Raw genomic sequence first — 14,363 nt, 5'->3', positions numbered from 1 at the left:
AGCGTGCGAGTCTTGGTCCGCGCGCGTCAGGAACTCGTCAGCCGCGCGTCAGGATTTCGGGAGAGGCAATGACGGAGCGAGAGATCGACGAACAGTATCTGGAGGGGTATGCCGAGATCCTGTCCAGTGTCTGCGCAACGCGCCGCAGGCTCACGCGCGACGAGAGGGAAGCGCTGCGGTCCCAGGGAGAGCGGGCCGCGGAGGCCGGTATCGGGCTGCGGAGCCTCATCCGGGCGCATCTCTCCGCTGCGGAGCGTCTCCACCCCGAGCTGCCGCATGCGGCTGCCGCCCATCTCCTGAGCGCCGTCGGAGAGGCCGTGGACTCCTTCGCCGAGGGACACGAGCGTGCGCAGCACCTGGCGATGCGCCAGGAAGAGGCGGCGCGACGAGAGTTCATCGACGATCTCCTCTACGGCCGCAGCGACCTCGGGAGGCTCGCCGAACGGGCCGAACGCTTCGGACTGCTCCTCTCCCACGCCCACGCGGTGGCCGTCGCACAGGGTCCGGAGCCGTACGACGACGGCTACGCGGTCACCCGTGCCGTCGAGTCCTCGCTCGTCGCCCGCTTCGGCAACCGTCGCATCCTGCTCACCACCAAGGACGGCCGGCTCATATGCATCGCGCCGGCCGACGAGCCCGAGGTGCTGGCCCACTTCGCCAAGCAGGCGTACGCCGCCACCGACGGCGGCCAGGTCGCCATCGGGCGGTCCCACCCCGGCGCCGGCGGGGTCGTCCACTCCTACGAGGAAGCCCTCAACGCCCTGGACCTCGCCGCCCGCATGAACCTGAGCGAACCGGTCCTGCACGCCGCCGACCTGCTCGTCTACCCCGTCCTGACCCGCGACCGGCAGGCCATGGCCGACCTCGTGCGCAGCATCCTCGGACCCCTCCAGCACTCCCGCGGCGGCGCCCAGCCGCTCCTGGACACCCTCACCGCGTACTTCGACACCGGCTGCGTCACCGCACAGGCGGCCCGCCACCTCAACCTCAGCGTGCGGGCCATGACGTACCGACTCGCCCGCATCCAACGCCTGACAGGCGCCGACCCCGGCGACCCCGTCCAGCGCTACACCCTCCAGACCGCCGTCATCGGAGCACGCCTCCTCGGCTGGCCCGACCAGGAGCTATGACCGCTCGACGCGTCGAGTCGGCACCGGACGGGCACACTGACAGTAGGACTTCCCGCAGCGGCCGGTGGAGGGGGTCACCATGAGTCACCCCGCAGATGACGAGCGCATCCTTGCCGACATGGAGCGGGGACTCACCCACGACGACCCCGCACTTAAGGCCACGCTGGAGACGCTGAACCAGCAGTTTCCCAAGCAACCGGAACAATCCGTGAAGGCCCGCCTCTCACGACGCGATCCACGACTCGTGACCGCCGTCGTTCTGGCCGTCATCGCCCTGCTGGGACTGATCCTCACGGCCGCCCTGAACTCATCGCCCGCGCCTCCCGCCGGTGAGATCACCCGGCCGGCGGCGCACTCCGCCGCGCTGACCACGTACCGATGACAGGGCTCAGCGACGCTTCGACCGCGAAGGCTGCGCCAAGTGGTCGTAGAGGACCACGAGGGCCGTGGCCAAGGCGACAAGCCCCAGAGCCGTGTACGCGCACGCAGCGCGCACGTCGGCCGACGTGCCGGCCAGGCGCGGGACCTCTCCGGCCAGCACCACCCCGTACAGCGCCACGCCCGCCGAGCCGAGCAAAGACACAGGCCCCTCGGACCACCACAAGCCGCCAGGTCTCCAGCCTCGGAGCAGGGCGACGCTCGGCACGAGGACGAAGACGGCACCAGTGGCCAGGAGCGTCCAGCTCGCCCATGGGCTCACGCCGACTCTCCCTGCGCGACCCCGTCCGCACGTGCGCGGTGCCGACGTATTTCGAGAACGCCGACGATCGCGGTGGCCGCGTTCAGCGGAAACGCGAAGGTCTCCGCGACGACGGTCGTGCCCGTGGCCCGGCTGAGGCTCGCGGCCACAGCAGCACAGAGCAGAAGCGCCGGTATCGCGCGGCGCCATCGAGGCAGGTGGGTCAGCCGCCAGACCCGCACGGCGATGACAGTGTTGAACGTCAGGAAAGCGAGGGCCCACAGGGCGATCAGGACGAGGGTGAGGGGCATGGTGGCTGCTTCCGGGCAGGCGGAGGACTGTGCCGACCAGGCTTCCCGGCTCACCGCAGGGGATCCTAACGGTCAGGGGAGATCTGTGAAGGTCTCGACAGCCGCCGTCTTGCCGGTGACGACGATGATGTCGCCCTTCTCGACGACGGTGTCGGCGGTGGCGTACGTGAAGTCCTCACCGGGGCGCTTGATGCCGACGACGGTGATGCCGTAGCGGCTGCGGACCTGGGACTGTCCGAGCGGCCGGCCGGTCGCCACCTGCGGGGCGACGGTCTTGACCAGGGCGTAGTCGTCGTCGAACTCGATGAAGTCGAGCATCCGGCCGGTGACGAGGTGGGCGACCCGCTCGCCCATCTCGTGTTCGGGGAGGACGACATGGTGGACGCCGAGGCGTTCGAGGATCTTGCCGTGCTGGCGGCTGATCGCCTTGGCCCAGATGTTCGGGACGCCTGCTTCGAGGAGGTTGGAGCTGACCAGGATGCTGGCCTCGATATCGGTGCCGATACCGACGACGGCGCTGGTGAACTCATGGACGCCGAGCTGGCCCAGGGTGTCCGGGTCGGTGGAGTCGGCGACGACGGCGTGGGTGAGCAGGTCGCTGTACTTCTGGACGAGGCGGGCGTCGGTGTCGATGCCGAGGACGTCCCAGCCCCGGTGCATCAGCTCGTTGGCGAGGGAGAAGCCGAAGCGCCCGAGCCCGATGACGGCGACGCGCTGGTCCGCGGAGACCTGGGGCTGCTCGGCCATCCGCCGCCGTCGGCGCTTGCGCAGGTTGTGCAGGTAGTCAGCCAATGACAGGTCGCTCCTCGGGCAGTTCGTAGCGTCGGGTGCGTTCGCGCAGGGCGAGCGCGGAGACGAGGGTGATGGGGCCGATGCGGCCGATGAACATCAGGCCGATGAGGATGAGCTGCCCGAGTGCGGGCAGGTCGGCGGTGATGCCGGTGGACAGGCCGACGGTGGCGAAGGCGGACACCGTCTCGAAGAGGACGGCGTCGAGCTGTTCGTCGCTCACGGACAGCAGCGCGAGGGTGGCGGCCATGACCAGGCCCACGCCGAGGAGCGCCACGGTGAGCGCCTGGCGCAGCACGTGCGGGGCGAGCCGGCGGCCGAGGACGACGGAGTTCGGCTCGCCGCGTACCTCGGCCAGGATCGCGGCCGCCAGGACGGCGAAGGTGGTGACCTTGATACCGCCGGCCGTTCCGGCGCTGCCGCCGCCGATGAACATCAGGACGCAGGTCATCAGGAGCGTGGAGGATTCCAGTGCGCCGATGTCGAGGGAGTTGAATCCGGCCGTGCGGCTCATCGACGAGTAGAAGAAGCTGTTCAGGAGCTTGCCCCAGACGTCGTGCGGCCCGAGCGTGGCGGGGTTGGTCCACTCCAGCAGGCCCGTGAGCACCGTCCCGACGACCAGCAGGACCACAGTCGTGACGACGGTGAGTTTCGTGTGCAGGGTCCAGTTCCTACGGCCGGTCGTGCGCGCCCGGTGGCGGTGGCGCAGCAGTTCCAGCATGACCGGGAAGCCGATGCCGCCGAGGATGACGGCGAGGGCGATCGGCAGGGTGACCCACGGGTCCTGGGCATAGCGGGTGAGGCTGTCGGCGTGCAGACCGAATCCGGCGTTGTTGAAGGCCGACACCGCGTGGAAGTACCCCAGGTAGGCGGATTCGCCGAAGCCGTTGTCGTACCCGAAACGGAACCGCAGCGCGAGGAACGCGCCGACGGCCAGCTCCACGGCCAGCGTCGTGCCGGCCACGCCGAGGAGGACCTTGCGTACGTCTCCAATGCCGAGGCTCTTCGTCTCCGCCTGGGCCGTCAGCTGCATCCGCAGCCGGAGCCGTCCCGAGACGAGGAGGGCGAGCAGTGAGGCCATGGTCATGATGCCGAAGCCGCCGACCTGGATGAGCACGAGGATGACGCCCTCGCCGAAACCGCTCCAGTAGGTGCCGGTGTCGACGACCGCGAGGCCGGTGACGCACACGGCGGAGGTCGAGGTGAACAGGGCGGTCAGCAGATCGGTGGCACCACCGTCCTGCGTCGCGAGCGGCAGCATCAGCAGGACCGTGCCGATCGCGACCACACTCGCGAACCCGAGCACCACCGTTCGGGCGGGATGGGTGGTGAAGAGGGCTCGTGCGCGCTGGGGCACGGTTACTACCACCGGCACTGTCCCTTTTCGGCAGGTCGTTGTTGATGTGGCGTCAAGAGGGCGTCAATGACGGTCGCAACAGTACGCCCGCACCGCGCCGGACTCGACGTCCGGCGCGGTGCGGTCCCGGTTACGCGGCTCTACGATGCCGCGATGCGATCGATCTACCGCAGCCCGGCCGCTCACGACCGCGTACGCGACTGGTGCGAGCAGCGCCTCGGCGCGTGGCCGGTGCCCCACACCCGCGCGTATGTCGGCACCTCTGCGGGAGCCACTCATGTGACGACGGTCGGGGCCGCCCCGGCTCCAGGGACTCCGAGCATCGTCCTCGTACCGGGCACGAACATGAACGCGGCCGTCTCCCTGGAGACTCTGGAGTCCCTGACAGCGGTCGGTCAGGTCATCGCGCTCGACGTTCCAGGGCAGCCCGGTCTCAGTGCGGACGTGCGGCCCAGGCGCGACCGTACGGCCTGGTACGGGCGCTGGCTGTCGGAGGTCGTGGACCGGGTCGCGCCCCGGGGCGCGGTGGTCGTGGGGCATTCGCTGGGTGGCGCGATCGCGCTCGCCTGCCGATCGGAGCGGATCACGGCCCGCGTACTGGTGTCGCCGGCGGGACTGGTCAGGCTGCGAGTCAGCCCCGCCGTCCTCGGAGCGACCCTTCCGTGGCTGCTGCGTCCGACTGTCGGCCACGCCGAGCGACTCCTGCAGCACATGGTGTCCCCCGGTACCCAGCCGCCTCGCATCCTGGCCGACTGGATGGCGCTCGTGGGCGCGTCCTGTCGAAGCAGCCTCGCGCCCCCTCCGCTGCCGCGGTCCGTACTGACGGCTGCCCGGACGACTCAGGCGTTCGTGCTCGTGGGGGCACACGACGTCTTCCTGCCGGCGTCTGCGCTGCGTCGTGCCGCAGGACTCCGCCTCGGCGCCGACCTGCTCGAGATCGGCGACGCGGGGCACCTGGCCCTGGACGAGGCGGCGGACCGGGTCGCCACGGTCGTGCGGGAGGCGCTGGGCGTGCGCTAGCGGCATCAGGAACGCGTAAAGAACTGCCGGACTCCGGCAGTGAACTCCTGTGCGGTTCGGTGGCAGCATCTGTCACGGATCCGACGGGGGACGGTGTGAAGAGAAGCTACGAAGTACACGCGGGGCTGCAGTTGGCCCTGGCCACAGTGGCGCTCCTGGCGGCCGCCTACAGCGCCGTCCCCTACCTTCCGCCCTTCACCCGCGAGGGAATTCTCTTCGGCGTCGGCTTCGCGCTGCTCTTCCCGCTCCACGCCGCGACGATCTTCCGCAGCATCTCGCTCGAGTTCCGCGCCAGAGGCTTCGCGAGCAGCAAGTCGAACCAGTGGCATGCCCTGAAAGCCCTGCCGGGCCGGGTGCACGCCCTGCTCATCGCACTGGCCCTGTCGGGAGCCGCCCTGGTCACCGGCGCGTTCTCGGACGACTCGGGTCTCCAGGCGACCGACAGCGTCCGGGGACGCTACTACGCGGTCGACACGACCGACCCGCAACGCCAGAGGATCGAGGTGACCAGAAGCCAGTACGAGGCGCTGAGCAAGCAGGGCCAGCGGACCATGTTCGCGATCTACGGCCTCATCGCGGCAGGCGGCGGCGCTGTGACCCTCGTCTTCGCGAAGCTGGACGATTGGGCGACCCGGCCGTGACATCGGCCCCACGACGCGGCAAACCGTACGACAGAACGCGGCTTCGCATACGGGCGGCCCTGCTCGGGCTCGCCGGAGCGGCAGCCCTCGTCGCGGGCACGCTGCTGTTCGCACGGCTCCCCCACTGGGTGGCCGAGGAAAGCGCGTTCAGGGCGGCGCGCGAGTGCCGTGGGGCCGTGACGGGAGACTGCCTGCGAGCAGCCTGGTTCACCGTCGATTCCGTTCGAGTGCACCGTGGCAAGAGTCCGGGAGGCTGGGTGGAGGTCTCCGGATCCGACGCGGCCGGCGGGGAGGTGACGTTCAGCGGCGTCAGCGAGTTCCTGAACCAGGTGCGCCCGGGCGATCGGGTCGCGGGCACGATATGGCGGGGCGAGATCATCGTGCTCTGGAAGGGCGACGCCGGACAACGAACCGACGCCTATCCAGAAGGTGCCGCGCAGTCCTCCGCCGGAGTCGGCATCATCCTCCTGCTGGGCGGCGGGTGGGGCGTTCACGCGTCGCGGTGGTTCCTGCGGGACCATGAGCCCGCCGTGCACCGGCGGAACTCGCATCCGCTCGCCAGGAGCGGCTGGGCCGTGGCCGGCCTGAGCGCCTGGACGTTCCTGCTGTTGCTCGTACTCGACGGGTGGGACCTGACCCTCGGCACATTCGTCGCCGTGTGGACTCCCACCACCCTGGCGGCCGTCGCGTTCCTCGTCCACCGTGGTCGGCGAGGCCGTGCACGCCAGTGACAGCAGTCCGCGCCCAGCCGCCGCATTTCACGCATCTCGACGACGCCGCAGGGGGAGACATGACGGCGCTGCCGCACCAGGGAAGCACGCGTGCGCATGCCGGGGGACACATGGTGGTCTGCGGCGACGACGGGCTCGCCCGACGACTCGCCGACGAGCTGCGGGAGGTCTACCGGCAGCGTGTCGTCCTGGTCGTCACGGAGGAAGCGGTCGAGGAACCGGCGGCCGAGCTGGTCGCGGAGCCGGGTACAACGAGCGGCGGCACGATCGTCCCCGTACAGGTGACGACCGCGCCGGCGCCCACACGGGAGGCTCTGCTCCGGGCCGGTGTGGACCGTGCGGAGGCGCTGGCGTTGCTGTACGAGGACGACGAGACCAACCTGCGTGCCGCACTCGCCGCCCGCCGCCTCAGCCCCGGGCTGCGGCTCGTCGTCCGCATGTACAACCGCAAGCTCGGCCAGCACCTGGAGGAGCTGCTCGACCAGGCGGCGCTCGTGCACTCCCCCGGGATGGACCGGGCCGTCCTGGACGCCTCGACGACCGTCCTGTCCGACGCCGACACCGCGGCCCCGGCCCTCGCTGCCACCGCCGTCGCCGGCACGAGCAAGGTCGTCCAGGCCGACGGGGTCCTGCTACGTGCCGCCGAGCGCACTCCGCCCGGGCGCGGCGAGGTGCCGGAGGCCGGCCTGTGCACGCTGGCGCTGCTGTCGTCCACGACGGCCGACCCGGCGGGTGCCGAGGGCTCGGAGGTCAGCGGGCCGCAAGGCCCCGTCCTCCTGCCGGACGACCGGACCGTGGCGGGCAGCACCGGGCGCGGCAGCGTCGTCCTGGAAACCGTCCAGTACGCCGGTCCCTCCCTGCCCGCGCGCCGCCTCGCCCGCCGGGGGGCACCGCTGCGCGAGCTCTTCTCCCGCCGGCTGCGCTGGGCGCTCGCCGGCATCGTCGCCTCCGTACTCGCCCTGACCCTCACCACCACCGCGCTCACCGACGCCGACCCGGTGCACGCCGCGTACATCACGCTGCTCGACCTGTTCTCCATCAACGACCCGGCCCTCGACGCGTCCGTCACCCACCAGGTCCTCCAACTGCTGTCCGGTCTCGTCGGCCTCGCTCTGCTCCCGCTCCTCATCGCGGCGGCGCTGGAAGCACTGGGCACGTTCCGCGCTGCCGGCGCCCTGAGGCGACCGCCTCGCGGACTGTCCGGCCACGTCGTCCTGCTCGGCCTCGGCAAGATCGGCAGCCGGGTGCTGACCCGCCTGCGCGAACTCGACATCCCCGTCGTGTGCGTCGAGGAGGACCCCGACGCGCGTGGCATCCCCCTCGCCCGCAGTCTGGGCGTGCCCGTCGTCCTGGGAGACGTCACCGAGGAAGGCGTACTCGAAGCAGCCAAAATCCACCGGGCGCACGCGCTGCTCGCCCTCACCAGTTTCGACACCACCAACCTGGAAGCCGCCCTCTACGCCCGGACCGTGAAGGCCGATCTGCGCGTGGCCCTGCGGCTGTACGACGACGAGTTCGCCACCGCCGTCTACCGCACTCTGCGCACCGCTCACCCCGAGGCCCTCACCCGCAGCCGCAGCGTGACCCACCTGGCGGCGCCCGCGTTCGCAGGGGCCATGATGGGGCGCCAGATCCTCGGCGCGATCCCGGTCGAGCGCAAGGTCCTGCTCTTCGCCGCCCTCCTGGTCGCCGGGCATCCTCAGTTCGAGGGCCGCACCGTCGCCGAGTCCTTCCGCTCCGGTGCCTGGCGCGTCCACGCCCTCGACACCGCCTCCCCAGGCTCACGCCGTCCGGACCTCGCCTCCACCCGTCACGACGGTGAGCAACCCCAACTGCTGTGGGACCTCCACCCCGGCTACGTGCTGCGGCCCGAGGACCGCGTCGTCATCGCGGCCACCCGCCGCGGCCTCGCCGAACTGCTGGGAAGACACGGCGCGAGGGCACGCGACACGGACACGCCATCCCCGGGCTGATCTGCGGGTGCGTGGACATCGACCATCCGCTCATGGATACGGAGCAGCTGGGTGGGAAGCCGCCCTTTTAGAGGAGATTCGTGGCTTTCGAACGCCATCGTCGGCCATCGAAGGGAGTGACCTGAGATGCAGGCCGAAGCAGGTGGTAAGCGCGTCGTCGTGGGCATCGACGGCTCCCCGGCCTCCTACGCGGCGCTGCGCTGGGCCGTGGATTACGCGCGGATGGCCGGAGCGGGAGTCGAGGCGGTGGCGGCGTACGACGTGGCAGGAGGGATCGGCTGGTCGGCCCCCGCGGTGGACGCGGCCCTCGATGCCGAAGAGGCAAGGCGGAAACTGGGGGCCGAGATCAGAGACGTGCTCGGCACGCTCCATGACGTACCGGTGGAGGAGCACATGGTGCGTGGGAACGCCGTCGAGGCACTGATCACCGCATCCGAGGGCGCCGAGCTGCTGGTCGTCGGAAATCGAGGCCGGGGCGGCTTCGCCCGGCTGCTGCTCGGTTCCGTGAGCCAGCAGTGCGCCCTGCACGCCTCGTGTCCCGTCGTGATCCTCCGTGCGCCGGAGGACGGCCGCGACGCGGCTGCGAAGGCGTAGCCCGACAGCACAGACAGGGACGTGAAATGGCTGGTGGGCGGGAACTCCCGCCCACCAGCCCAGCCCAGGGGACGCCAGTAGCTATGCCAGCTTGGCGGCACCGAAGGAGACGTCGAAGCGGTCGCACCAGATGGCGACACTGGTGAGGCCGGACAGGTCGGCGCCTGCGGGGACGGTGTAGTTCTGGTCCCCCTTGTTGCCCTTCAGCTTGCCCAGGCTGACGTACTTCCCGTCGTCGAAGACGTGCCAGCCCGCCTTGCCCTCCTTGACCGGGGCGTCGGTCAGCCAGACGCGCAGGTCGGGGCCGTTACTGGTGTCCAGGTTCTCCAGCCGCACCGTGTGCGAGCCGTCGGGCAGCCGGATGAGCTTCACCGTCCCGGTGGTCGTGTGCTCGTGGCTGATCAGGGACCCCTGTGCGACGGTCCGAGGCCCCTCCTCCTCCGTCGGAGACGGAGACGCAGACGCAGACGCGGACGCGGACGCGGACGCGGACGGGACGACGGACGTCGTCGGCTCCGGTCCTGCCGCTGTCGGAGCCACGCTCGGAAGCGCCTCCTCGACTGTCTCGTCCTGCCACAGCTTCCACGGCTGGAACCAGTAGAGCCCGACGCCTCCGAGGACGATCGCCACGATCAGCCCGCCCGCCAACAGCGGACCGCGCCGTCTGCCACCCCGACCCATGTTCTTCCTCCCGCATCCGAGCCTTGTCGCCCACATTGAACGATGCCGGGCGCGCGGTCGGCCACTCCTCAGCGGGTGACAAGAGTCTTACGTTCATCCGTGCACCTTGGCCGTCGCTCCGCCGGCCGACCCCGAGGACTCGAGGTCATCGCATGGCGAGGAGGCGGTCCAGCACGCGCACCGGCGAGCGCGGGCACATCAGACGGCGGGCATCGAGGGCCGTCTCCCACTGGTCGGTCAGGCCGGCGAGGAGACGGCGGCGCATGCCGGGGGTCACGTGCGCGTAGCGAGCCGAGACCGAGCCGTCGAGATGTCCCATCCGATCGTCCATGAGGACCTTCTCCGTGCCGAGGTCCTCCATGACGGTGCGGTGGGAGTGCCGCAGGCCGTGCGGCGTGAGGCCCTTGGCGATGGGGAGCCAGCAGGCGTCGGCGCGTTGGCTGGCGTTCCGGCCCCGGACAGGGACTCCAGGCCAGGGATCGCCGAGGAGCGGGACGGGGCGCGGCTCCTGGGGTGCCTTCTTCGGGTACCAGCCGGTGACGGCCGGCTGGAAGAGCCACGTGGCGAAGCCGTTGCGACGCCAGTGGGCAGCTTCTTGGGAGGGAGCGGCATTGCGTACGAACCCGAGGTCGGCGACGGCAAGTTCAACTCGGGCGCGTGTCTCCTCCCGTACGCGCTCGGGGTGGTTGAGCACGTTGGAGACCGTGCCCGTGGACACTCCGGCCCGGCGAGCGACGTCGACGAGCTTCGCGCCGTGATGTCCCCCGGTACGGGCGGCTCCCTGGCCCCGGAACACGTAGGACCTGCCGTGGCAGGGGCACGGGATCGGCTTCGTACGGGCGAGGTGGTCGGCGACGAGGGCGGACAGCCAGTCCGTGGCGTCGATGGTGCGGTAGCTGTCGTCCTTCGGCGGCACGCGCACCAGCTCACCCGAGTCGAGTTCGTACAGCTGCCACTCGACGCGGATGGCGCCCGGCCGGGCGAACTCGGTCTCCAGACCGACGACTTCTCCCCACCTCATGCCGGTGTACGCCTTGAGGATGACGGCCACGAACTCGTCGTCGCGCCCGGACAGGAGCGCCGCACGCTCGGCGATCAACAAGGCGCCGAGGGGGTCGGTGATCACCTTCTCGGGTCCTCGGTCGCGGGAGCGGCCGGCTCGCTTGCCGCGCCCGCGCCGACGGGCGGCAGGGTTGGACGTGATCAGCCCCTCGTCGATCGCGTCCTCGAGGATGAGGTGCAGGGTCGAGCGCCAGGTCTTCACGCTGGAGGCCGCGTACACGGACCTCTCCGCCTTCTCCCAGCGCTCCACGTCCGAGCGGAGGATGCCGGACAAGGACCTGTCCGCGAAGGTGGGGAGGAGATGCTCCTCGATGTGACGCCTGTAGTTCTGCATGGTCGACGCCGCGAGGTCCTGGTCGGCGTACCAGCGGCTGGCGTACTCGCCGAAGGTCTCCTGACCGAGGGCGGGGTTCCGCCACTCACCGCGCCGAACGGTGACTTCCTCGGCGTCGGCCGCCTGCTTGGCCTCCCGTTTCGTGGCGAACCTGATCACGGTGCCCGTCGGGTCGGAGACGGTCCCGTACTTGCCGTCGGCGAGCTTGTACCGGCCTCGCCAGTAGGTGGCGCGCTTCTCCGCGTACCCCAAGTGTTCACTCCCTATCTCTCGTTGAGCCTGTCTAGGCGGTGATGCCGTACTCGGACTGGGACTGGGGCTGGGACTTGAGCAGCCGACGTGGGGGCCGAGCGGTGAGCGCGGGGCCGGACGGGACGGCGCCGGGCTCACCGCTGGGGCGCACAGGTGCAGGCGGGGCGGGTCGCTGCGGAGCGCGTGCGGGGAATTCCTCGTGAAGGCGCACGATTTCCGTCACGTGTTCAGCTGTGAAGCGATAGGCGCCACCCACGTACGTGAAGGGAATGAGACGGCGCCTGGCACGCTCTTTGACCCACCAGACGGAACAGCCCAGAGCTTCGGCGACTTCTCGGGCGGTATGGAGCCGTGGAAGCGCGGAGGATATTCCAGGAGCGGACAACGCAGGATTCCAATCCGGGGACTCGACAAAGAGTTCCCCATTGCAGGCAGGCGGGTTCGGCGACAGGACAATGATCCGGAGAATCCCCGGTTTGGCTAACCGGCGATCGTCGGCTATGTTGCGCCCGCTCCGACCGGATCCAGGCACGCGCGAGGGTCGGCGAGGAGGGCCTGGGGCGGGGTGCCAAGGGCGGCAGCAATGGCGACGAGGTCGTCGATGTCGCAGCGCCGGACGGTACGTTCGATGCGGGAGAGCGCGGTGAACGTCATGGGCCGGCCGAGGGCGGTGACGCGGGCGGCGAGCTGGCGCTGGGAGTAGCCGCGGGCGGTGCGGGTGCGTTCGATGGCGTGGGCGGTGGCCCGTCCGGCGGGTCCGATTTCGAGGGGGCGTGGCGGCATTGGTGTGTTGTAGCTTGCGCGCCGGCCGCTTGGGAACACTTTCCTGTCTGCTGTGAGCGATGCGGGGCACTTCAGCGATTTCGAGGTCGGTTTGGTCAACCGCGATTCCGGGTCTACGGTTTTCCGGCCGACAAGAAGTTGTAGCGGGCTTCTGAACTAACCCTGGACTTTCTCGCCGTTGGTGTGGCTGTGTTGTCCACGCACCCCGGCCCCGCCGGTTTCCCTGCCCCGACACCGAAAGGCGGTCGATCGACATCGCCCGTATCCGCACCATCAAGCCCGAGGCGTTCGCGTCCGAGTCCCTCGCGGCGGTGTCCCTGTCCGCCGAGCGCACCTTCTTCGGCCTGCTCACCCAGGCCGACGACCAGGGCCGCTTCCGGGACCAAGCGGCCGTCATCGCCGGCCTGCTGTGGTCCTTGCGCCCCGATCACGGCCCCATGGGCGTCGAGGACGACCTGAACCAGCTCCACGCCGCCGACTTGATCTGCCGTTACGAGGGCGCGGACGGCAAGCGGTACCTGCACATCGTCACCTTCACGCAGCACCAGAAGATCAACCGCCCCAGTGGCATCCGGACCCCGGCCTGCCCGCACCACGACCTCAGCGTCTTGCGCGAACCCTCACCGCCGACGCACGGAGCGGTCATGGAGCACTCCGTGAATCGGCAGGGAGGAGTGACGGAGGCAGCAGCGAGCGACGAATCCGCAGGTCAGGAGGGATTCAGTGAGCCCTCACCGCCAATCCAGGGAGGACTCGTCGAGCCTGCGGTGAGCCCTCACGGTCCGGATCTAGGACCTAGGAACAGGGATCTAGGATCTACCCCGTTGGGGGGCGCAAGCGCCCCCGCGCCGCAGACCGTCTCGGCGAAGGATCTCATCGGCGAGTACGCCGCCGCGTGCACCCACCGCCCTCCCTCCGATGTGCTCGGGCATCTCGGCGGGCAGGTGCGCAAGCTCCTCGACGAGGGAATCGACCCTGCCCACGTACGAGCCGGTCTCGCCCGTCACCGGGCCAAGGGACTGCACCCGAGTACCCTGCCGAGCCTCGTGCACGAGGCCATGAACGCCTCCGCCCCCGAGGCCGCCCACCGACCGTGGACCAACCCCGCCGACGTCGCCGCCGCCTACGGTGGTGACCTGTGACCGCCGCCCTCGCCCAAGCCCCGCACCAGGTCGGCCGGATCGCCGACCGCCTCGGCGTCATCCTCAGCCAGCGTGGCATCAGCCCCGACGCCGCCGCGCTGGAGCCGCAGGCAGAGCCCGTCACCGCGCTGGAGCTGGCCGACGCCCGCATCCCCGCCCGCTACCGGTACGCCCTCGCCGACCATCCCCACGTCACGGCCTGGGTGAACGAGATCGCTCGCACAGGCCGCCCGGGACCGGCAGGCGCGCCCGGAATCTCGGAAGGACCGTCGCTGCTGATCGCCGGCCCCACCGGCACCGGCAAGACCCACCAGGCGTACGGCGCCATCCGCGCCCTCCTCGCCGCCGGAGTCAGGCTTCGCTGGGAGGCCGTCACCGCCGCCGACCTGTACGCCCGCCTGCGCCCCCGCTCCGGCCACGACGCGGAACGCGAGCTGCAGACAATGGCCAAGTGCCCGCTGCTGCTCCTGGACGACCTCGGAGCGGCCAAGACCAGCGAGTGGACCGAGGAGCTCACCTACCGGCTGATCAACCACCGGTACGAGCACCTGCGCCCCACTCTGATCACCACCAACCTCCCCACCGCCGACCTGCGCACCGCCCTCGGTGACCGCGTCGCCTCCCGCCTCGCCGAGATGACCGAGCGCGTCATCCTCGACGGCCCCGACCGCCGCCGCGCTCGCCCCTCCGCCTGACCGGCGACGACCAGCGGATCGGGGACCGGTCCCCCAACCGTCGGGGACCGAGTGGGACCCTCTGGGACCGGGGACACCGGGCAACGAGACCCGGGGACCGGGGACCGGGGACCGGGGACCGGGGACCGGGGACCGGGGACCGGGGACCGGGGACCGGGGACCGGGGACCGGGGACCGGGGACCGGGGAC

General features: G+C 70.5%; 16 protein-coding genes. 9 read left to right on the top strand and 7 right to left on the bottom strand.

All coding sequences use genetic code 11. The annotated features are described in order from the left end of the window. Positions 1–68 precede the first annotated feature (68 nt). Positions 69–1,130, top strand: a complete 1,062-nt coding sequence (locus tag ACF09C_RS11580) for a PucR family transcriptional regulator (RefSeq protein ID WP_392091166.1) — start codon at positions 69–71, stop codon at positions 1,128–1,130. A gap of 79 nt (positions 1,131–1,209) precedes the next feature. Next, positions 1,210–1,512, top strand: coding sequence for a DUF3040 domain-containing protein (locus tag ACF09C_RS11575; RefSeq protein WP_392091165.1), 303 nt, complete (start codon positions 1,210–1,212; stop codon positions 1,510–1,512). Positions 1,513–1,518: 6 nt separating this feature from the next. Here the strand turns inward: ACF09C_RS11575 and ACF09C_RS11570 are convergent, their stop codons facing one another. From ACF09C_RS11570 to ACF09C_RS11555, 4 genes are read right to left on the bottom strand one after another with little or no spacing between them, the layout of a single operon-like run. Next, complete coding sequence (locus ACF09C_RS11570; protein ID WP_392091163.1) at positions 1,519–1,830, bottom strand: hypothetical protein; 312 nt, start codon at positions 1,828–1,830, stop codon at positions 1,519–1,521. Then, a complete protein-coding gene (locus ACF09C_RS11565; protein ID WP_392091162.1) occupies positions 1,827–2,174 on the bottom strand; it encodes a hypothetical protein in 348 nt (115 codons plus the stop codon). The genes ACF09C_RS11570 and ACF09C_RS11565 overlap by 4 nt, the downstream gene beginning before the upstream one ends. A gap of 18 nt (positions 2,175–2,192) precedes the next feature. After that, the gene (locus ACF09C_RS11560) at positions 2,193–2,912 is read right to left on the bottom strand and encodes a potassium channel family protein (protein ID WP_392091161.1); all 720 of its coding nucleotides are present in this window, start codon (positions 2,910–2,912) and stop codon (positions 2,193–2,195) included. Beyond that, on the bottom strand, positions 2,905–4,266 hold the full coding sequence (locus ACF09C_RS11555; RefSeq protein ID WP_392091160.1) for a TrkH family potassium uptake protein: 1,362 nt from the start codon (positions 4,264–4,266) through the stop codon (positions 2,905–2,907). The genes ACF09C_RS11560 and ACF09C_RS11555 overlap by 8 nt, the downstream gene beginning before the upstream one ends. A 153-nt stretch (positions 4,267–4,419) precedes the next feature. Between ACF09C_RS11555 and ACF09C_RS11550 the strand changes: the two genes are divergently transcribed. The 5 genes from ACF09C_RS11550 to ACF09C_RS11530 all read left to right on the top strand — a co-directional run bounded on the left by ACF09C_RS11550 (position 4,420) and on the right by ACF09C_RS11530 (position 9,225). Continuing rightward, on the top strand, positions 4,420–5,286 hold the full coding sequence (locus ACF09C_RS11550; protein WP_392091159.1) for an alpha/beta fold hydrolase: 867 nt from the start codon (positions 4,420–4,422) through the stop codon (positions 5,284–5,286). 95 nt (positions 5,287–5,381) lie between these two features. Next, positions 5,382–5,927, top strand: a complete 546-nt coding sequence (locus ACF09C_RS11545; protein ID WP_392091158.1) for a hypothetical protein — start codon at positions 5,382–5,384, stop codon at positions 5,925–5,927. A gap of 257 nt (positions 5,928–6,184) precedes the next feature. Beyond that, positions 6,185–6,658 (top strand): hypothetical protein, encoded by a 474-nt coding sequence (locus tag ACF09C_RS11540; protein ID WP_392091157.1) that lies wholly within the window; start codon positions 6,185–6,187, stop codon positions 6,656–6,658. Between the two features lie 110 nt (positions 6,659–6,768). After that, positions 6,769–8,631, top strand: coding sequence for an NAD-binding protein (locus ACF09C_RS11535; RefSeq protein ID WP_392091418.1), 1,863 nt, complete (start codon positions 6,769–6,771; stop codon positions 8,629–8,631). Positions 8,632–8,757: 126 nt separating this feature from the next. Further along, positions 8,758–9,225 carry a universal stress protein gene (locus tag ACF09C_RS11530; RefSeq protein WP_392091155.1) on the top strand — a complete coding sequence of 156 codons (468 nt, stop codon included), beginning with the start codon at positions 8,758–8,760 and terminating at the stop codon, positions 9,223–9,225. 81 nt (positions 9,226–9,306) lie between these two features. Here the strand turns inward: ACF09C_RS11530 and ACF09C_RS11525 are convergent, their stop codons facing one another. The 3 genes from ACF09C_RS11525 to ACF09C_RS11515 form a co-directional block, all read right to left on the bottom strand. Beyond that, the gene (locus ACF09C_RS11525) at positions 9,307–9,906 is read right to left on the bottom strand and encodes a DM13 domain-containing protein (protein WP_392091154.1); all 600 of its coding nucleotides are present in this window, start codon (positions 9,904–9,906) and stop codon (positions 9,307–9,309) included. A 145-nt stretch (positions 9,907–10,051) separates the two neighbouring features. Continuing rightward, complete coding sequence (locus tag ACF09C_RS11520; RefSeq protein ID WP_392091153.1) at positions 10,052–11,554, bottom strand: LacI family DNA-binding transcriptional regulator; 1,503 nt, start codon at positions 11,552–11,554, stop codon at positions 10,052–10,054. Positions 11,555–12,052: 498 nt separating this feature from the next. After that, positions 12,053–12,337 carry a helix-turn-helix domain-containing protein gene (locus tag ACF09C_RS11515; RefSeq protein ID WP_392091152.1) on the bottom strand — a complete coding sequence of 95 codons (285 nt, stop codon included), beginning with the start codon at positions 12,335–12,337 and terminating at the stop codon, positions 12,053–12,055. Positions 12,338–12,591: 254 nt separating this feature from the next. Between ACF09C_RS11515 and ACF09C_RS11510 the strand changes: the two genes are divergently transcribed. Together ACF09C_RS11510 and ACF09C_RS11505 are read left to right on the top strand one after the other, a co-directional pair. After that, positions 12,592–13,479, top strand: a complete 888-nt coding sequence (locus ACF09C_RS11510; RefSeq protein ID WP_392091417.1) for a hypothetical protein — start codon at positions 12,592–12,594, stop codon at positions 13,477–13,479. Next, on the top strand, positions 13,476–14,174 hold the full coding sequence (locus ACF09C_RS11505; RefSeq protein ID WP_392091150.1) for an ATP-binding protein: 699 nt from the start codon (positions 13,476–13,478) through the stop codon (positions 14,172–14,174). The genes ACF09C_RS11510 and ACF09C_RS11505 overlap by 4 nt, the downstream gene beginning before the upstream one ends. Positions 14,175–14,363: the final 189 nt, after the last annotated feature.

Source organism: Streptomyces sp. NPDC014870, assembly GCF_043081505.1.
Classification (GTDB): domain Bacteria; phylum Actinomycetota; class Actinomycetes; order Streptomycetales; family Streptomycetaceae; genus Streptomyces.
This window is presented reverse-complemented; position numbering and strand designations above follow the sequence as displayed.